The sequence below is a fragment of the Mycobacterium sp. IS-1742 genome (assembly GCF_001500125.1).
GTDB lineage: Bacteria > Actinomycetota > Actinomycetes > Mycobacteriales > Mycobacteriaceae > Mycobacterium.
In genome coordinates, this window is the sequence record NZ_LQIV01000001.1 from 200,904 (window position 1) to 218,219 (window position 17,316).

The 17,316-nt window shown below is 70.8% G+C and carries 18 protein-coding genes; 8 read left to right on the plus strand and 10 right to left on the minus strand.

Translation table 11 applies throughout. The features are described 5' to 3' along the window. Positions 1–43: 43 nt before the first annotated feature. Complete coding sequence (locus AU196_RS01050; RefSeq protein ID WP_059093219.1) at positions 44–871, minus strand: sulfurtransferase; 828 nt, start codon at positions 869–871, stop codon at positions 44–46. A 31-nt stretch (positions 872–902) separates the two neighbouring features. Here AU196_RS01050 and bluB point away from each other — a divergent pair, with 31 nt between their 5' ends. Continuing rightward, positions 903–1,547 (plus strand): 5,6-dimethylbenzimidazole synthase, encoded by a 645-nt coding sequence (gene bluB, locus AU196_RS01055; protein ID WP_059093220.1) that lies wholly within the window; start codon positions 903–905, stop codon positions 1,545–1,547. Between the two features lie 6 nt (positions 1,548–1,553). On the opposite strand, the gene aztD is transcribed toward bluB, so the two are convergent. The 3 genes from aztD to aztB are packed head-to-tail and all read right to left on the minus strand — an operon-like array spanning position 1,554 to position 5,651. Continuing rightward, complete coding sequence (gene aztD / locus AU196_RS01060; protein ID WP_059093221.1) at positions 1,554–2,717, minus strand: zinc metallochaperone AztD; 1,164 nt, start codon at positions 2,715–2,717, stop codon at positions 1,554–1,556. 37 nt (positions 2,718–2,754) lie between these two features. After that, entirely contained in the window at positions 2,755–3,666 is a 912-nt protein-coding gene (locus tag AU196_RS01065; protein ID WP_059093222.1) for a metal ABC transporter substrate-binding protein, read from the minus strand. After that, positions 3,663–5,651 (minus strand): zinc ABC transporter permease AztB, encoded by a 1,989-nt coding sequence (aztB, locus tag AU196_RS01070; RefSeq protein WP_059093223.1) that lies wholly within the window; start codon positions 5,649–5,651, stop codon positions 3,663–3,665. Before aztB ends, AU196_RS01065 begins: the two co-directional genes overlap by 4 nt. A 20-nt stretch (positions 5,652–5,671) precedes the next feature. Here aztB and aztA point away from each other — a divergent pair, with 20 nt between their 5' ends. Together aztA and AU196_RS01080 are read left to right on the plus strand one after the other, a co-directional pair. Continuing rightward, positions 5,672–6,328, plus strand: coding sequence for a zinc ABC transporter ATP-binding protein AztA (aztA, locus tag AU196_RS01075; protein ID WP_059093224.1), 657 nt, complete (start codon positions 5,672–5,674; stop codon positions 6,326–6,328). 18 nt (positions 6,329–6,346) lie between these two features. Beyond that, positions 6,347–7,102 carry a LamB/YcsF family protein gene (locus AU196_RS01080; RefSeq protein WP_197415675.1) on the plus strand — a complete coding sequence of 252 codons (756 nt, stop codon included), beginning with the start codon at positions 6,347–6,349 and terminating at the stop codon, positions 7,100–7,102. Here AU196_RS01080 and AU196_RS01085 read toward each other — a convergent pair. Continuing rightward, complete coding sequence (locus AU196_RS01085; protein ID WP_059093403.1) at positions 7,095–7,418, minus strand: ArsR/SmtB family transcription factor; 324 nt, start codon at positions 7,416–7,418, stop codon at positions 7,095–7,097. The two genes, AU196_RS01080 and AU196_RS01085, sit on opposite strands and share 8 nt — an antisense overlap. Positions 7,419–7,508: 90 nt before the next feature. Between AU196_RS01085 and AU196_RS01090 the strand changes: the two genes are divergently transcribed. The 3 genes from AU196_RS01090 to AU196_RS01100 are packed head-to-tail and all read left to right on the plus strand — an operon-like array spanning position 7,509 to position 10,906. Beyond that, positions 7,509–8,711, plus strand: a complete 1,203-nt coding sequence (locus tag AU196_RS01090) for an MFS transporter (RefSeq protein WP_059093226.1) — start codon at positions 7,509–7,511, stop codon at positions 8,709–8,711. 23 nt (positions 8,712–8,734) lie between these two features. Next, the gene (locus AU196_RS01095; RefSeq protein ID WP_059093227.1) at positions 8,735–9,655 is read left to right on the plus strand and encodes an MBL fold metallo-hydrolase; all 921 of its coding nucleotides are present in this window, start codon (positions 8,735–8,737) and stop codon (positions 9,653–9,655) included. A 12-nt stretch (positions 9,656–9,667) separates the two neighbouring features. Then, positions 9,668–10,906 (plus strand): SLC13 family permease, encoded by a 1,239-nt coding sequence (locus AU196_RS01100; RefSeq protein ID WP_059093228.1) that lies wholly within the window; start codon positions 9,668–9,670, stop codon positions 10,904–10,906. Between the two features lies 1 nt (position 10,907). Here the strand turns inward: AU196_RS01100 and rlmB are convergent, their stop codons facing one another. The 5 genes from rlmB to carD are packed head-to-tail and all read right to left on the minus strand — an operon-like array spanning position 10,908 to position 14,963. Beyond that, positions 10,908–11,852 (minus strand): 23S rRNA (guanosine(2251)-2'-O)-methyltransferase RlmB, encoded by a 945-nt coding sequence (gene rlmB / locus AU196_RS01105; RefSeq protein ID WP_059093229.1) that lies wholly within the window; start codon positions 11,850–11,852, stop codon positions 10,908–10,910. 2 nt (positions 11,853–11,854) lie between these two features. Beyond that, positions 11,855–13,300, minus strand: a complete 1,446-nt coding sequence (gene cysS, locus AU196_RS01110; RefSeq protein WP_082695573.1) for a cysteine--tRNA ligase — start codon at positions 13,298–13,300, stop codon at positions 11,855–11,857. Between the two features lie 29 nt (positions 13,301–13,329). After that, positions 13,330–13,800 (minus strand): 2-C-methyl-D-erythritol 2,4-cyclodiphosphate synthase, encoded by a 471-nt coding sequence (gene ispF, locus AU196_RS01115; RefSeq protein WP_197415676.1) that lies wholly within the window; start codon positions 13,798–13,800, stop codon positions 13,330–13,332. Positions 13,801–13,802: 2 nt separating this feature from the next. Beyond that, entirely contained in the window at positions 13,803–14,468 is a 666-nt protein-coding gene (gene ispD / locus AU196_RS01120) for a 2-C-methyl-D-erythritol 4-phosphate cytidylyltransferase (RefSeq protein ID WP_059093231.1), read from the minus strand. Positions 14,469–14,474: 6 nt separating this feature from the next. Then, positions 14,475–14,963, minus strand: a complete 489-nt coding sequence (gene carD / locus AU196_RS01125) for an RNA polymerase-binding transcription factor CarD (protein ID WP_059093232.1) — start codon at positions 14,961–14,963, stop codon at positions 14,475–14,477. Between the two features lie 309 nt (positions 14,964–15,272). On the opposite strand from carD, the gene AU196_RS01130 reads away from it, so the two are divergent. Next, positions 15,273–15,848 carry a copper chaperone PCu(A)C domain-containing protein gene (locus AU196_RS01130; RefSeq protein ID WP_059093233.1) on the plus strand — a complete coding sequence of 192 codons (576 nt, stop codon included), beginning with the start codon at positions 15,273–15,275 and terminating at the stop codon, positions 15,846–15,848. A 74-nt stretch (positions 15,849–15,922) separates the two neighbouring features. Then, the gene (radA, locus tag AU196_RS01135) at positions 15,923–17,314 is read left to right on the plus strand and encodes a DNA repair protein RadA (protein WP_059093234.1); all 1,392 of its coding nucleotides are present in this window, start codon (positions 15,923–15,925) and stop codon (positions 17,312–17,314) included. The last annotated feature ends 2 nt before the right edge of the window (positions 17,315–17,316 follow it).

The following is a 17,316-nucleotide window of genomic DNA, read 5'->3' on the forward strand; positions in this document are numbered from 1 at the left end:
CTAATGATAACGGTTTGCATTTCCAGATGCGATTCGAGGCGGCTCAGTCGCCGACGGCCACCGGGCGCGCCGGGTCGGCGCACCACTGCGACCAGGAACCCGGGAACAGTCGGCTCTCGACACCGGCGGCGCGCAGCACGGCGACCACCACCGCGGCGGTCACCCCCGAGCCGCAGTACACGCCGACCTCCCCGCGCACGCGGTCGAGGACCGCGGCCAGGTCCGCGGCGGGGCGGAACGTGCCGTCGGCGGTGAGCATGTCCGTACTGGGGGCGTTCTCGGCGCCGGGGATGTGGCCGGCCACCGGATCGACCGGTTCCGACTCGCCGCGGAACCGTTCGGGCGCCCTCGCGTCGAGCAGCACGCCGTCGAACGCGGCGATCTCGTCGGCGGTCAGCGTGGGCAGCGCGCCGCGGTACAGATCCTCGTGAGCCACGATCACGTCACCCGGATGCGGCGTCACCGTGCCGGTCCGGAGTGGACCCGGCCAGGCGGCCAGTCCGCCGTCGAGGATTCTGACGTCGGCGATACCGGCCGCGGTCAGCACCCACCAGGCGCGCGCCGAACCGGCGCGGTTCCAGTCGTCGTAGACGACGGTGGGCACGCCCTCGCGCACGCCCCACCTGCGGGCGGCGGCCTGAACCGCGGCGCCCGGCGGCAGGGGGTGACGGCCGCGGCCGGTGACGGTGTGATCGGACAGTTCGTCCTCGAGGGAGACGTACACGGCGCCGGGGAGGTGACCGCTCGCGTAGGCGGCGCGGCCGTCGGGCTGCCCGAGTCGCCAACGGACGTCGAGGACGGTGACCGCGCGGCCTTCGGCGAGGTGATCCGCGAGTTCTGCTGCGCTGATCAGGACGTCGGCATGTGTCACGACAGAATCGTCGCATTCTAGGCTGACCGGTGTGACCGACCACGCGTTCACCGACGCCGAACGCCACGCCGTGTACCGCGCCATCACCGAACGCCGCGACATGCGGCGCTTCGTCCCCGGGCAGAAGGTGCCCGACGACGTGCTGGGCAGGTTGCTCGCCGCCGCTCACGCGGCCCCCAACGTAGGGCTGATGCAGCCGTGGCGGTTCATCCGCATCACCGATCCCGACATCCGGCGCGACATCCACGCCCTGGTCGACGAGGAGCGCCACCGCACCGCGGCGGCGCTCGGCCCCCGGGGTGAGGAGTTCCTGGCGCTCAAGGTCGAGGGCATCCTCGACTGCGCCGAACTGCTCGTGGTCGCCCTGCGCGACGGCCGCGAGCAACACGTGTTCGGGCGGCGCACCCTGCCGCACATGGATCTGGCGTCGGTGTCGTGTGCGATCCAGAACATGTGGCTGGCGGCCCGCACCGAAGGGCTCGGCATGGGCTGGGTGTCGATCTTCGACCCGCGCCGCCTCGCCGCTCTGCTGGGGATGCCCGACGGCGCCGACCCCGTCGCGGTGCTGTGCCTCGGGCCGGTGCCGGAGTTCCCCGACCGCCCGGTGCTCGAACTCGACCGGTGGGCACTGGGCCGCCCGCTGGACGAGTTCGTCACCGAGAACCGCTGGGACTGAACGCGATCAGTGGTCGTGCCCGACCGCCCCGGTGAGCTCGTTGGGGGCGTGCTCGAGCGTCGCCGACGCCGTCACGGTGCCTGCCCGGAGGTCGACCAGGTGGATCTGCCTGGTCGCCGGATCGGTGACGTAGACGGCCTCCTCGCGGGTGAACACCGCGGGTCCGGGGTCCTGCCAGTCGCCGGGTTCGGTCCAGGGCTGGGTCACCTGAACGGTTTTCAGCACGTCCGCGGTGACCGGGTCGAACACGTAGAGCTTTCCGTCGGTCCCCATGATCAGCGCTTCGGCCTGCGGTCCGCGGCCCAGCGACCGGAACCAGTAACTCACCGACGGCGGCATCGGCACGACCTGGAGTCGGTCGGTGCTGGTGTCGATCAGCGCGAACTGCTGCGGGCGCTCCAACTCGGCGTCCGGGTCGATCTTCATGTCGCCCAGCACCACGGCCGAATCCTCATGGCCGCGGGTGTTCCCGATCCGTCCGTAGGGCGTGGGACTCGGGATCTTGGTGAACGTCCCGTTTGCGTACTTGAGCACGCCGTTCTCACAGCCCAGGACGACGACCTCGTCGGCGGCGACCGACTCACCGTGGATGCCGGGGCACTCCTCGCTTCGGGCGATCTCCCGACCGCCCTGCACGGCAACAGCTCCGGATCGGTTCTCGGAGTCGCCGACACTGTGCACCAGGGTGCCGTCGGACAGGATCACCGCGACGCCGTGGTGTGCCTGCGGCGTCGTGAACGTGTCGGTCGCCGGCATTGCGTCCTTCTCGAGCGCGTGTGGATCGAAGGCGGTGATCTCACCCGTTCCGTCGGCGAACAACACGGTGTGTTCGCCGTGATTCACGACGTGGCCGGCGTCGGCGGCGGGAAACGTGTGGTCCGTCAGCCGTCCACTGGCAGCGTCGAGGATGCGGAATCCTTCGTCGGTGGTCACCAGGACGTGTGCGTCGTCTCCCGCCGGGTTGACCCGCAGGAAGCCGTCGAGCGGAATGTCCTGCTTCACGTCGAGGGTGTTGCCGTCGAGGACGTAGAGACCGCCGTCGTAGGTGGCGACGAGCGGCTCGTCGATCACGGGGGCGCGCTCACCGTTGCCGGTGCCGGCGCACGCCGCCAGAACGGCGACGGCGCAGGGCAGTGTCCCGACGCGGTACATCCACCGCGAATCCTTCATGTCGCTCCCTTCCGAGCAGTGACGAGTCGGCCTGCGCCTACCGCAGGCCGGCGACGATGGCGTCGGTGTTCGCGCGCATCATGTCGAGGTACGTCGCGCCCGGGGTTCCGGCCGCACCGAGCGATTCGGTGTAGAGCGGGATGATCCGCACGGCGACTCCAGCCTGTTCCGCGAGGGCGCGAGCCAGCCGGTCCGGTTGGGACGTGTCGACGAAAACCGCGCTCACGTCCGCGGATTCGACGGCTTCGACGAGCGACTGGAGATCCGAAGCGCTCGGCGCGGCCAGTGTCGTGCCACTCGGTACGACCGCACCGATCACCCGGAACCCGAACCGGTGAGCCAGATAACCGAGCACGTGGTGGTTGGTGACCAGGTTGCGGCGCCCGACGGGGACGTCGTGAAATCGGTCCGTCATGAACCGGTCCAGTTCCCGCAGGCGTTCCCGGTACCGGTCGGCGTTGCGCGAGACGACCGAGGCGTCGACCCCGTCGACGTCCCGGATGACGGCGGCCGTGACGGCGTCCACAGCGGAGATCATGCGTTGCGGGTCCATCCAGAAGTGGGGATCGGGCGCGCCGACGCTGTCGCCTTCCGCATAAGGGTTCGCGTCCACCTCGTCCCCCACCGCCAGTGTCGGCACACCGTCGTCGGCGGCCGTGTGCACGTGCCGGGCCACGCCCTCCTCGAGGCCGAGTCCGTTGGAGATGATCAGACCGGCACCAGATATCGCGGCCGCATCCCGAGCGGAGAGCGCAAACGAGTGCGGATCGGCGTTCGGCGGCATCAGGATCCGTACCGGTGCTGCGGCGCCGACCACATTGCGCACGACATCGCCGAGAATGTTGGTGGTCACGAAGATCTCGCGGCCGCGCGCCGAACCGTGGTCACCACACGCGGTCAGTGCGGAACAGAGAAGGACGAGCAGCCAGGCCAGGTGTCGTCGCGTCATCGACCCGTCTCCACCATCAGCCCGGGCGCCACCTCGGTGCGCAACACGCGCGCGATCCGCAGGCCGTCGGCGTAGTCGATCTCGTAGATCTCCCGCGCCGCGGCGTTGTTCACGTACGCGCGGTCGGTGTCGAGCTCGATGACCGGAGCGGGTTCGCCCTCGGGAACGGGACCGGCGAACACCGCGGCGCGCGCGATCTCTGCGGCGGTGTCGACGTCGAACTCCCCGATGGTGCCGTCGCGGTACAGGACGAGCGCCGTTCCGTCACCGGCGGTGTTGGCGGTGACCGCGCCGGGAGCGGGAATCACCGTCCACGACCGCTGCCTGCTGTCGAGGACCCAGACGGTGTCCGGGGTGACACCGGCGAACACGTCGGCCCGGTCCCGTTGCTCCATCCGGGCGGGCCGACGCGCAGGCACACCGTGAGGGAACGGGATGCTGGTGACGGCGAGTTGTCCCTCACCGCCGGTCACCCGCACCGCGCCGGTCCGGCAGCCCAGCACGACCGCCCGCCGAGTCACCGAACTCCATGTGGGAGCGCGACATTCACCGTCGAGATCGGTGGCGCCATCGGCATCGACGACCTGCATCCGTCCCGCGCCGGTAACGGCGACCAACCTGCTGCCGTACGGCACGACTGCTGACCATCCCTCACCGACGGACAGGTCGCGCGGAGGCTCGGTGGCGGCGTCACCGAGTCGATCACGGTCGAGCAGTTCCACGCCACCGCCCGTTGTCCGCACCGCGACGACGGAGTTGCTCGCGGCGACGGACTCGACCCCCGCGTCCAGTCCACCGACCCGTGCCGGCTCGGTGACGAAGTAATGGCTGTGGTCGCCGTGGTCGAACGTCCACGTCCCGGCGTCCACGATGGTGGTTCGGTCCCCGGCGCTCAGATACGCGAAGCGTCCGTCGCCGTTGATCGCCGTCACCGGCCCGAACGAGCCGACCGCGGTCTCGGTCTCGGTCTCGGCGTCGTAGACCGCGGTGGCGCCGGATCCGGGATCGGCGAGCACCAACCGGGTGAGGGGTCCGTCGACCTCGCGCGCCCCGTCGATCACGACCATGTCAGCGCCACCGGCGGGCGACTCCCCGGGGGGCGGTGCGCCACCGTCTGAGCAACCCACCACCAGGAACGCGCCGACCGCCACCGCGGATGCGCGCCGCCACCTCGTGAGCAGGCGACTGGCGGCCGTCGAGACGAAGAACGCCAGCACGGCGACTCCGGCGATGGTCGCTCCGCCCGCGGTTCCCGCGTGCCACGAGATCACCAACCCCGTCACGACGGCGGCCGACCCGAGGGCCGCGGCGATCAGCATGACCCGGGGTACCGAGCGCGCCCAGAGCAGTGCGGTCGCGGGCGGTGCGATGAGAAGGCCGAGCACGAGCAGGGTTCCGACCACATGGAACGACGCCACCATGGCGATCGCCACCAGCACCGTCAGCGCGGGCACCGCCAGCTCGGGGCGGAGGCCGAGCGTCGCGGCCTTGCGGGGATCGAACGTGACGGCCACGAAGGCCCTTTGGCCGACGACGACGGCGGCGAGGGTGAGCAGGAGGGCGACCGCCAGCACGGCCAGATCGCCGGTGCGCACCGCCAGCACGTCTCCGAACAGGAAGCCGGTCAGGTCGACGGCGAAACTCTGCGACCGCGAGACGATGACCACGCCGAGCGCCAACATGCCGACGAGCAGCAGGCCGATCGCCGTGTCCGATGCGAGCCGCGCTGACCGGCCGACAGCGGCGATCCCGACGGCCATCGCCACCGCGGCCACGAGTCCGCCCAGCATCAAGTTCCCTCCCACGAGCGCCGCGACCGCGACCCCCGGCAGCATCCCGTGCGCCATGGCGTCGCCGAGGAACACGCTGCCGCGCAACACGACCCAGCATCCGACCAGGGCGCAGACGCACGCCGCAAGCACGCCCGCGGCCAGCGCCCGCACGACGACGTCGGCCTCGAACGGTTCGGTCAACCAGTCGGTCATGGCGTAGAGTTCTATCAGTAATGAAAATCATTATCAACAAGTCGGACAATCGGCCGGCGCGCGTCACACTCGTCGACGTCGACTTCGGCTATCCGGGCGCCGCGGTCTTCCGTGGCCTGAACCTGTCCGTGCGCCCAGCCGCCCTGACCGCGGTGACCGGGCCCAACGGGTCCGGGAAGTCGACCCTGCTCGGCCTGCTCGCAGGCACCCTGCGCCCGACCGGTGGCACCGTCGAGATCACCGCGGCGAACGTCGCGTTCGCGGTCCAGCGCAGCGCTGTCACCGACGCCTTCCCGATCACCGCCGCGGAAGCGGTGATGATGGGTCGGTGGCATCGGCTCGGTCTGGTGCGTCGCCCCTCCCGTGCCGATCGCGCCGTGGTCGAGCAGTGGTTGGCGGAACTCGGACTCGACGACGTCAGACACCACAGCCTGGGCGACCTGTCGGGCGGACAACGGCAACGGGTCCTGCTGGCACAGGCCTTCGCGCAGCAGGCGCCGCTGCTGCTGCTCGACGAACCGACCACCGGGCTCGATCGTGCCGCGAGCGCCCTCGTAACCGAGCACCTGCGACAGTTCGCCGACAGCGGAACCACGGTGCTGGCCGCCACGCACGACGCCGGGCTGATCCGGGCCGCCCACCACCGCATCACGCTCGCGGGCGGGTCACCGCATTAAGCTGACCCGGTGACAGCGATGTCCGTCGACCTCAACGCCGACCTCGGCGAGGGATTCGGCGTGTGGACGTTGGGCGACGACGACGCCATGTTGGAGATCGTCACATCGGCCAACGTGGCGTGCGGTTTTCACGCCGGCGACCCCGCGGGTCTGGCCCGGGTGTGCCGGGCGGCCGCCGCCCGCGGAGTGCGGATCGGCGCGCAGGTGAGTTACCGGGACCTCGCCGGCTTCGGCAGGCGGTTCATCGATGTCACCGACGAGGATCTGACCGCCGACGTGATGTACCAGATCGGCGCGCTCTCAGCCCTCGCCGGCGCAGCGGGCACCGCCGTCTCCTATGTCAAACCCCATGGCGCGCTGTACAACACGGTCGTCACCAACCGCGATCAGGCCCGCGCGGTCGCAGCCGCCGTGCACGCCGTGGACCCCGGGTTGCCGGTTCTGGGCCTCATGGGGTCGGCACTGTTCGCCGAAGCACGAGAACTGGGCCTGCAGACGGTGGCCGAGGCGTTCGCCGACCGGGCCTACCAGCCCGACGGGCAACTGGTGTCGCGACGGGAGCCCGGCGCGGTGGTCCACGATCTCGACGAGGTCGCCGAGCGCGTGATCACGATGGTCACGGAGGGCCGCGTCACCGCGATCGATGGGTCGACGGTCGACGTGTCGGTGCATTCGGTGTGTGTGCACGGGGATTCGCCGGGAGCGGTGCACATCGCCGCCGCCGTACGGGATCGGCTGATCGCCGAGGGCGTCACCATCGCCCCGTTCAGCTGACGCCGGCCTGCCTGTTGGCGCTGCGCACCACGCTGTCGAGCAGCCCCGGGATGGCGGCCTCGAGTTCGTCGCGGCGCAAACGCTGATAGGTCAGGCCGTCGACCACCAACCGCTCGGTGATCCCGGCTTCGCGCAGGATCTTGAAGTGATGGGTGGCCGTCGACTTGTTGATGCCGTCGTAGAGCGCACCGCACTGCAGGGGCGCGCCCGCGTTGTGCAACCGCCTGACGACCTCGAGACGCACCGGGTCGTGCAGCGCGCCGAGCACCTGCTGCACCGGTCCGACCGGATCGGCGGTCGTCGTGCCGTCGGTCATCAGAGTGTCCTTCACCACGCGGGTTTGATCATCGCCGAACCGAGCGTACCCTCGATCGGGTTCGATGTCCGTCAAACCCGAAGGTGACCGATGGTGGCGTTCGACCGTTCGATCGGCGACGATACGCAGCGCTGGGCCTACCCGTTGCTGCTCGTCCTGAGCGGGGTCGCGCTCGGCGTATCCGGCCTGCCTGCACCGCTCTACGGGATCTACGAAACCCACTGGCATCTCTCCCCGCTGGCGACCACGATCATCTTCGCGGTCTACGCAGTCGCCGCGCTCGGCGCGGTCCTGGTGTCCGGGAAGATCTCGGACGTCGTGGGCCGCAAGCCCGTGCTCATCGTCGCGCTGGCCGCCCTGGTGGTCGGCCTCGGGGTGTTCCTGGTCGCCGACAACATGGCTCTCCTGCTGCTGGCGCGGGCCATTCACGGCGCCGCGGTCGGCTCGATCGTCGTCGCCGGGGCGGCCGCACTGCTGGATCTGCGCCCCCACCACGGCGTGCGCTCCGGTCAGCTCAGCGGCGTGAGCTTCAACATCGGGATGACCGTCGCGATCCTCGGATCGGCGCTGCTGGCCCAGTACGCACCGCATCCGCTGCGCACGCCGTATGCCGTCGTCGCCGTGGTCTGCCTAGTCGTCGGCGCCGGGCTGCTGGCGCTGCGGGAACCCCACAGCGCACGCACGCGGGGACGGATCCGCATCGCCAAACCCGCGGTGCCCCAAGAGATCAAGGGTGACTTCTGGTTCTCGGCACTGGGCGCCATGGCGTCGTGGTCGGTACTGGGAGTGCTGCTGTCGCTGTACCCCTCGCTGGCTGCGCGGCAGACCCACATCGACAACCTCGTCTTCGGTGGCGCGGTCGTCGGGACGACGGCGTTCGCCGCCGCGCTCGCGCAGCTCGCGGCCACGCGGGTGCCCGCGCGCCGGGCCGCAATCGTCGGCGACATCGGCATGGCCGTCTCGCTGCTGCTCACCATCCCCGTGCTGCTCAGCCATCAGTGGCCACTGGTGTTCGTGGCCGCCGCCCTGCTCGGCGCGACGTTCGGGCTCGGTTTCGGTGGCTCGCTGCGCCACCTGTCGAACGTGGTCCCCGCGGCCAGACGGGGTGAGACCATGTCGGCCTTCTACCTCGCGGCCTACACGGCGATGGCGGTGCCCACCCTGGTGGCCGGCTGGGCGGCGACGACCTGGGAACTCGCCGCGGTGTTTCCGTGGTTCGCCGTTGTGGTGGCCGTCGCCTGTCTGGCCGCGGCGTTCGCTGGGATGCGCAGTTCGGAACGCGGCACCGTCTGACCGCGATGCCTACAGTGGGGCGCATGCGCCTGCGAGCGGGACGGCCCGATCTGCGGGATCACGCGCGGTGGTTCGACGTCCCCGCCGCCACCCCGCAGACCCCGCTGACCGTCACGTGGGCGGGCGTCACCACCCTGCTGATCGACGACGGCTCGTCGGCTGTCATGACCGACGGCTTCTTCTCCCGGCCCGGCCTGGCGTCGGTCGGGTTGCGCCGCATCGCCCCGTCGGCGCCGCGGGTGGACGGCTGCCTGGCCAGGCTGCGCTCCGACCGGCTCGACGCCGTCCTGCCCGTGCACACCCACTTCGACCACGCGCTCGACTCGGCCCTGGTCGCCGAGCGCACCGGCGCGGCACTGATCGGCGGGGCGTCGGCCGCGCAACTCGGGCTCGGCCACGGGCTACCCGAAAGCCGCGTGCGCACAGCCCGATCCGGTGACGCCCTCACCGTCGGCGCCTACGATCTGACCCTCGTCGAGTCCGGGCACTGCCCACCCGACCGTTTCCCGGGTGCCATCACTGCTCCCGTGACACCGCCGGCCAGGGCGTCCGCCTACCGGTGCGGTGAGGCCTGGTCGGTGCTCGTCCGGCACCGGCCGTCCGCGCGCACCATGCTCGTCGTCGGCAGCGCCGGATTCGTCCCGGGAGCACTGCACGGCAGGCACGCCGACGTGGTCTACCTCGGTGTCGGGCAACTCGGGCGGCAGCCGGAGACCTACCTGCGCGACTACTGGGACGAGACCGTGCGCGCGGTCGGCGGCCGCCGGGTGGTGCTGATCCATTGGGACGACTTCTTCCGGCCGCTGCACCAACCGCTGCGTGCCCTGCCGTACGTGGCCGACGACCTCGACGTCACGATGCGCGTCCTGACCCGGCTGGCCGACCGGGACGGCGTCCCGCTGCATCTGCCGTCGCTGTGGCAGCGCGCCGATCCGTGGGCCTGACGGGGTTTCGCGTTGGTCCTCGCGTTGGCGCTGCTTGCCGTCGTGCTCACGTTCGCGCTCGTGCGGCCGCGCGGCTGGCCCGAGGCCGTCGCAGCCGTTCCGGCTGCCGGCCTGCTGATCGCCACGGGCACGGTCTCCGTCGACGACGCCGTGACCGAGATCGCCCGGCTGGCACCGGTCGTCGGGTTCCTCGCGGCGGTCTTGGTGCTGGCTCAACTGTGCGACGACGCCGGGCTGTTCCACGCGGCCGGGGTCTGGATGGCCCGGTCGGGTGCGGGCGATCCCCGTCGACTGCTCGGCGTGGTGTTCGTCATCGCCACCGGCACCACCGCGGTCCTCAGCCTCGACGCGACCGTTGTCCTGCTCACCCCCGTCGTGCTGGCCACCTGCCGCACACTGGCCGTCCCGGCGGCCCCGCACGCCTACGCCACCGCCCATCTGGCCAACTCCGCATCGCTGCTGCTGCCCGTGTCGAACCTGACCAACCTGCTGGCGTTCACCGCCGCCGGCCTGTCGTTCATGCACTTCGCCGCGCTGATGACGTTGCCGTGGCTGGCCGCGGTGCTGGTCGAATACGCCGTTCTACGGGTCGTTTTCGCGCGCGAACTCGCGGCGGCGCCGCGGCGCGACGAACCGCTGCCCGATCCGGAGATGCCGGTGTTCGTCCTCGTCGTGCTCGCCCTGACGCTGGCCGGTTTCGCGGTGACGTCCCTGATCGACGTCTCCCCGGCCTGGGCCGCACTCGCCGGCGCCGTGGCGCTCGGTGTCCGCGGGCTCGTACAGCGCCGCAGCACCGTGCGGGGTATCGCCCGGTCGGCCAACGTACCGTTCCTGATGTTTGTGCTGTGTCTGGGCGTGGTGGTCGAGGCGGTCACGCGCAACGGTCTGGACGAGGCGCTGGGGTCGCTCCTTCCCGACGGTACCGGCTTCGCCGCTCTACTGGGGGTCGCGGCCGTGGCCGCCGTGCTGTCGAACCTGGTCAACAATTTGCCCGCCGTGCTCGTGCTGCTGCCGCTGGTGGCGGTCGCCGGACCCGCGGCGGTGCTGGCGGTACTGATCGGCGTCAACGTCGGACCCAACCTCAGCTATGTGGGATCGTTGGCGAACCTGTTGTGGCGCAACGTCACTCATCGATCTGACGTGCCCACCGGCGTGGTCAGCTTCAGTGTGGTGGGGCTGTGCACGGTGCCGCTGACCCTGGTTCTGGCGGTGTCGGGACTCTGGGTCGGCCTGCGGCTGTTCGGGGTGTGAGTCAGCCGCGGCGCCGGCGGGCGATCTCTGCGAGCACCACCCCGGCGGCCACCGAGGCGTTCAGCGATTCGGTCGGGCCGGCCATCGGGATCGACACCACCGCATCGCAGTGTTCGCGCACGAGGCGCGACAGCCCCTTGCCCTCCGACCCGACGACCACCACCACCGGGCCGGTGGCGTCGAGTTCGTCGAGTGTGGTGTCACCGCCGGCGTCGAGGCCGACCACCTGCAGGCCCGCGTCGGCCCAACTCTTCAGCGTGCGGTTGAGGTTGGTGGCCCGGGCGACCGGAAGCCGCGCCGCCGCACCGGCACTCGTACGCCAGGCGACCGCCGTCACCGACGCGGAGCGGCGCTGCGGGATCAGCACCCCGTGTCCGCCGAACGCCGCCACCGACCGCACGATCGCGCCGAGATTTCGGGGGTCGGAGATGTTGTCGAGTGCGACCAGCAGCGCGGGTGCGCCGTCGGCCTTCGCCGTCGCGAGCAGATCGTCGGGGTGGGCGTAGTCGTACGGCGGCACCTGCAGCGCCAGCCCCTGGTGCAGGGCGTTGTTGCTCATCCGGTCGAGGTCCGGACGCGGCACCTCGAGGATGGGGATGCCCGCGTCGGCGGCGATCTGCACGGCCTCGGTGACCCGCTCGTCGGCCTCGGTGCCCAGCGCCACATACAGGGCACTGGCAGGCACTTCCGCGCGCAGGCACTCCACCACCGGGTTGCGGCCGAGCACCAGTTCGGTCTCGTCGGTCTTGCGTGCCGGACGTCGCTGCTGTTGCTTCTGCGCCCTGGCGGCCCGTTTGGCCGCCGGGTGGTGCGGCCGCTCGTGGGCCGGCGGTGTCGCGCCGCGGCCTTCGAGCCCGCGCCGCCGCACGCCGCCGGAGCCGACGGTCGGGCCCTTCTTGGTGCCCGCTTTGCGAACGGCGCCACGGCGTTTCGAGTTACCCGCCATCGTCAGGCATCCTTGCTGTCGCCGTCGAGCAGCGACCATTGCGGACCGTCGGCGGTGTCGGTGACCTCGATGCCGGCTTCCTTGAGCCGGTCGCGGATCTGATCGGCCGTCGCCCAGTCCTTGCGGTTGCGCGCCTCGGCACGGCTGTCGAGCGCCCACCGGACCAGCACGTCGATCGCGGCCAGCGCCGCCGACGTCTCGTCGCGCGACTCCCACCGCTCGTCGAGCGGGTCGCAGCCGAGGATGCCCATCATGGCGCGGATCGAGCGGGCCTGCGTCATCGCCGTCTCGTGGTCGCCGGAGTCCAGCGCCCGGTTGCCCACGGCGCGCGCGGCGTGCACCTCGGCGAGCGCGATCGGCACCGACAGGTCGTCGTCGAGTGCGGCGGCGAACTTCGGCGTCCACTCACCGGGCACCACCGTGCCCACCCGGGTGCGGACGCGGTGCAGGAAATCCTCGACCCCGGCGTAGGCCTTCACCGCGTCCTGCAGCGCGGTCTCGGAGAACTCGAGCATCGACCGGTAGTGCGCACTGCCGAGGTAGTAACGCAGTTCGGCGGCCCGGACACGTTGCAGCACAGCGGGAATCGAGAGCACATTGCCCAGCGACTTGCTCATCTTCTCGCCGCCCATGGTGACCCAGCCGTTGTGTAGCCAGAAGGCGGCGAAGCCGTCCCCCGCCGCTTCGGCCTGGGCGATCTCGTTCTCATGGTGCGGGAACACCAGATCCATTCCGCCGGCGTGGATGTCGAACTCCGCGCCGAGGTACGCCTCGCACATCGCGACGCATTCGGTGTGCCAGCCCGGCCGGCCCCGGCCCCACGGCGTGGGCCACGAAGGCTCACCCGGTTTGGCGCCCTTCCACAGCGTGAAGTCGCGCTGATCGCGTTTCCCGGTCGCGACGCCCTCACCCTGGTGCACGTCGTCGATGCGGTGCCCGGAGAGCTTGCCGTAGTCGGGCAGCGTCGACACGTCGAAGTAGACGTCCCCGCCACCGGTATAGGCGTGCCCGCGCTGGATCAACCGCTCGATCAACTCGACCATTTCGGTGATGTGGCCGGTCGCCCGCGGTTCGGCCGACGGCGGCAGGACGCCGAGCGCGTCGTAGGCGGCGGTGAACGCGCGCTCGTAGGTCGCCGCCCACTCCCACCACGGCCGCCCCGCGTCGGCGGCCTTGTTGAGGATCTTGTCGTCGATGTCGGTGACGTTGCGGATGAACGCGACGTCGAAACCCTTGGCGGTCAGCCAGCGCCGCAGGACGTCGAACGCCACCCCGCTGCGGACATGCCCGATGTGAGGGAGGCCCTGCACGGTCGCCCCGCACAGATAGATGGACACATGCCCGGGTCGCAGCGGCACGAAATCGCGCACGGCACCCGCCATGGTGTCGTAGAGACGCAGCCCCGTCGGCGATGTCGCCGACCGGCCGGCTTCAGCGCGATCGGTCACGACGTGCCAGCTTACCGGCCGATATGCCGTTATCCCTCATCGACCACGAGAGCGGTGGCGATCGCGGCCAACCCCTCACCCCGGCCGGTCAGCCCCAGCCCGTCGGTCGTGGTCGCCGAAACCGACACCGGAGCGCCGATCAGCCCGGACAACAACTCCTGCGCTTCGGCCCGCCGCGGTCCGATCTTCGGCCGGTTCCCGATCACCTGGACGGCCGCATTGCCCACCCGCAGACCGTTATCCCGCAACAGCTCCCGGACGTGGCGCAGCATGTCGGCGCCGCTGACACCCTCCCACTCGGGCCGCCCGGTGCCGAAGACCTCGCCGAGATCGCCGAGCCCGGCCGCCGACAGCAGCGCATCGCAGAGCGCGTGGGCGGCGACGTCGCCGTCGGAATGCCCCGCACACCCGTCGGCGCCGTCGAATCGCAGGCCCAACAACCAGCAGGGCCGTCCCGCCTCGATCGGGTGCACATCGGTGCCCACGCCGACGCGCGGCAGGCTCACCGCCGGCCCGCCAGGATGGCCTCGGCCAGGACCAGATCGAGCGGGGTGGTGATCTTGAACGCGAGGGGGTCGCCGTCGACGACCTGAACCTGTCCACCGGCCTGTTCGACCATCGACGCGTCGTCGGTGAAACCGCCTTCGCCCACCCGGGCATAGGCGCGGCGCAGCACGTCGACGTGGAACCCCTGCGGGGTCTGAACCGCCCGCAGTCCCGCCCGTTCGGGTGTGCCGAGCACCGCGCCGTTCGCATCGACGGCCTTGATGGTGTCGGCCACCGGGAGTCCGGGCACCACCGCGCTGTGCCCGGATTCGAGCGCACGGACGACGCGGACCACCAGAGACGGTGGCGTGAGAGCGCGTGCGGCGTCGTGCACGAGCACGTAGTCGGTGTCGCCGACGGCGGCGAGCGCGATACTCACCGATTCGGTGCGGTCGGCGCCGCCCGCGACGATCACGGCCTCACCGCCGAAGACGAGTTTCGCTTCGTCGGTGCGGCTCGGCGGGACGGCGACCACGATGCTGTCGACGACACCGGAATCCCGCAGCCCGGCAATGGCGTGTTCGAGCATCGGCCGCCCGGCGAGATTCACGAACGCCTTGGGCGCCCCGGCCGCGAGCCGTTGCCCGGATCCCGCGGCCGGAACGACGGCCACTGTGGTCATCGCGCGTCAGGACGCGGCGGCAAGTGCCTCATCGAGGATGATGGTGGCCTTCTCGTCGTCGGTGTTCTCGGCGAGCGCCAACTCACCGACGAGGATCTGCCGGGCCTTGGCCAGCATGCGCTTCTCGCCTGCGGACAGGCCACGCTCCTGGTCGCGGCGCCACAGGTCACGCACGACCTCGGCGACCTTGTTCACGTCGCCGGAGGCCAGCTTCTCCAGATTCGCCTTGTAACGGCGAGACCAGTTCGTCGGCTCCTCGGTGTGCGGCGCACGCAGCACCTGGAAGACCTTGTCCAGACCCTCCTGGCCGACAACGTCACGCACCCCGACATATTCGGCGTTGTCAGCGGGTACTCGAACAGTGAGATCGCCCTGGGCGACCTTGAGGACGAGGTACTCCTTCTGCTCGCCCTTGATGGTTCGGGTTTCGATCGCTTCGATCAACGCAGCACCGTGGTGTGGATAAACAACGGTGTCTCCGACCTTGAAAATCATCAGTTTCGAGCCCCTTTCACGTGTCCATGCTAACACGGGCCGCTGACACGTGCGGAACAACTGTGCAGGTCAGGGGCACAACGGATGAAGATCAGGACTTGACAGGGTGTCGTTTTCGTGCAACGCGAGACCGGTCGAGAACGCCGTTACCACTGCCGACCGGCCCCCGGTGTACGTGCCGCGCAACACCGTTGGACTGTGCGCCTGCTCGCGCCGCGCAGCCCACCGTGGTCACCGCCGACCGTCACCTACTACTCTGCATAGTCGAACTGTGTACGACAGCTGGGCGACCCTCTGCAGGAGGCTTGAGTGAACCGCAACCATCCGCGCGCTTCTGCCGTCACCGCCGGGCTGGCCGCCTGCGGGCTGGCACTCGGCCTGACCGCCTGCGGAGCCGGCCAGGTCTCCCAGACCGCGACCCAGGCGCCCGCCGTCAACGGCGTCAACGCGGGGACCGGTGACATCTCGCTGCGCAACGTCCACCTGCGCGCCCCGCAGACCTCGGACTACGTCCGTCCGGGCAGCGACGTCGAACTGCTCTTCGTCGCCACCAACGACTCACCCGACCAGCCCGACAAGCTGGTGTCGATCCGCTCCGACATCGGCTCGGTGCCGGTGCGCGGGGACGCGTCGATCGCGCCGAGCGGCGTGCTGGTCGCCGGCGAGCCCGACGGACAGGCCGCCGCGCTGGAGAGCGTCGAGCCGGCCGAACCGCTCACCGCCGACGTCAAGCTGACCAAGCCGATCACCAACGGGCTGACCTACCCGTTCACGTTCACGTTCCAGCGCAGCGGCGAGGTCACCGTCCAGGTTCCGATCTCCGCCGGCGAGGCGCCGCGGCGTGACGAGAGCGGCGGCGGCGCCGACCACTCCGGCGGACACTGACCCCAGCGCGACACGCGCCGGCCGCGGGCCGGCGCCGGGCTGGATCTGTCGGCCCCGACCGATACCGTCGTCCCGTGGCCAAGGCACGTTCGCAATACCGCTGTTCCGAGTGCCGGCACCTCACCGCCAAATGGGTCGGCCGCTGCCCGGACTGCGGCACGTGGGGAACCGTCGAGGAGGTCGCGGTCCTGGCCGCCGTCGCGGGCGCCCCCGCCCGTCGCGCCGTGGCACCCACCTCCCCCGCCGTGCCGATCAGCAGCATCGACCCGGGCCGGACCAGACACGACGCGACCGGCATCAGCGAACTCGACCGCGTCCTCGGCGGCGGGCTGGTTCCCGGTTCGGTGACCCTGCTGGCCGGTGATCCGGGCGTCGGCAAGTCGACCCTGCTCCTCGAGGTCGCCCACCGCTGGGCCGTCTCCGGTCGGCGGGCGCTGTACCTGACCGGCGAGGAATCCGCGGGGCAGGTGCGGTTGCGGGCCGAGCGCACCGGCTGCGCGCACGACGAGCTCTACCTCGCCGCCGAATCGGATCTGCCGACCGCGCTCGGCCACATCGACGCCGTGCAGCCGAGCCTCGTCGTCGTCGACTCGGTGCAGACCATGTCCACCAGTGACAACGACGGTGTCACCGGCGGCGTCACCCAGGTGCGGGCCGTCACCACCGCGCTCACCCAGTACGCCAAGGGAGCCGCGGGCCGCGGCGGCATCGCCATGGTGCTGGTCGGCCACGTCACCAAGGACGGCGCGATCGCCGGGCCGCGGTCCCTGGAACACCTCGTCGACGTGGTGCTGCACTTCGAGGGCGACCGCAACTCGACGCTGCGGATGGTGCGCGGGGTGAAGAACCGGTTCGGCGCCGCCGACGAGGTCGGCTGTTTCCAGTTGCACGACAACGGCATCGAATGTGTGGCCGATCCGTCCGGGCTGTTCCGCGACCAGCGGGACACCCCGGTGGCCGGCACCGCGGTCACCGTGACGCTCGACGGTAAGCGGCCGCTGATCGGCGAGGTACAGGCGCTGGTCGGCCCGCCCACCGGCCCGCACCCCCGCCGCGCCGTCAGCGGTATCGACTCGGCCCGCGCCGCGATGATCGCCGCCGTCCTCGACAAACACGCCAGGCTCCAGGTCGGTCCGTGCGACATCTACCTGTCGACGGTCGGCGGCATGCGGCTGACCGATCCGTCGTCGGATCTCGCCGTCGCCATCGCGATGGCCTCGGCGCGCAAGGAACGGCCGATGCCGGCCAACTCGGTGGTGATCGGCGAACTCGGTCTCGCGGGTGATCTGCGCCGGGTGACGGGCATGGACCGCCGCCTGGCGGAGGCCGCCCGGCTCGGGTTCACCACCGCCGTCGTCCCGCCCGGCACGACGGGTGTGCCGCCGGGTCTGCGGCTGCTGCCCGCCGAGAACATCTCGGCGGCGTTGCGGGTGCTGGACCGCATCGCGGACAATGGCGGCCGATGACC

Excerpts from the sequence above, each read along its gene's own strand:
- carD (WP_059093232.1), bottom strand. The coding sequence starts at position 14,963 with ATGATTTTCAAGGTCGGAGACACCGTTGTTTATCCACACCACGGTGCT.
- aztB (WP_059093223.1), bottom strand. The coding sequence starts at position 5,651 with ATGACCGACTGGTTGACCGAACCGTTCGAGGCCGACGTCGTCGTGCGG.
- rlmB (WP_059093229.1), bottom strand. The coding sequence starts at position 11,852 with ATGGCGGGTAACTCGAAACGCCGTGGCGCCGTTCGCAAAGCGGGCACC.
- AU196_RS01095 (WP_059093227.1), top strand. The coding sequence starts at position 8,735 with ATGCGCCTGCGAGCGGGACGGCCCGATCTGCGGGATCACGCGCGGTGG.
- aztA (WP_059093224.1), top strand. The coding sequence starts at position 5,672 with ATGAAAATCATTATCAACAAGTCGGACAATCGGCCGGCGCGCGTCACA.
- AU196_RS01085 (WP_059093403.1), bottom strand. The coding sequence starts at position 7,418 with ATGACCGACGGCACGACGACCGCCGATCCGGTCGGACCGGTGCAGCAG.
- ispD (WP_059093231.1), bottom strand. The coding sequence starts at position 14,468 with ATGACCACAGTGGCCGTCGTTCCGGCCGCGGGATCCGGGCAACGGCTC.
- AU196_RS01090 (WP_059093226.1), top strand. The coding sequence starts at position 7,509 with ATGGTGGCGTTCGACCGTTCGATCGGCGACGATACGCAGCGCTGGGCC.
- aztD (WP_059093221.1), bottom strand. The coding sequence starts at position 2,717 with ATGAAGGATTCGCGGTGGATGTACCGCGTCGGGACACTGCCCTGCGCC.
- AU196_RS01080 (WP_197415675.1), top strand. The coding sequence starts at position 6,347 with ATGTCCGTCGACCTCAACGCCGACCTCGGCGAGGGATTCGGCGTGTGG.
- AU196_RS01065 (WP_059093222.1), bottom strand. The coding sequence starts at position 3,666 with ATGACGCGACGACACCTGGCCTGGCTGCTCGTCCTTCTCTGTTCCGCA.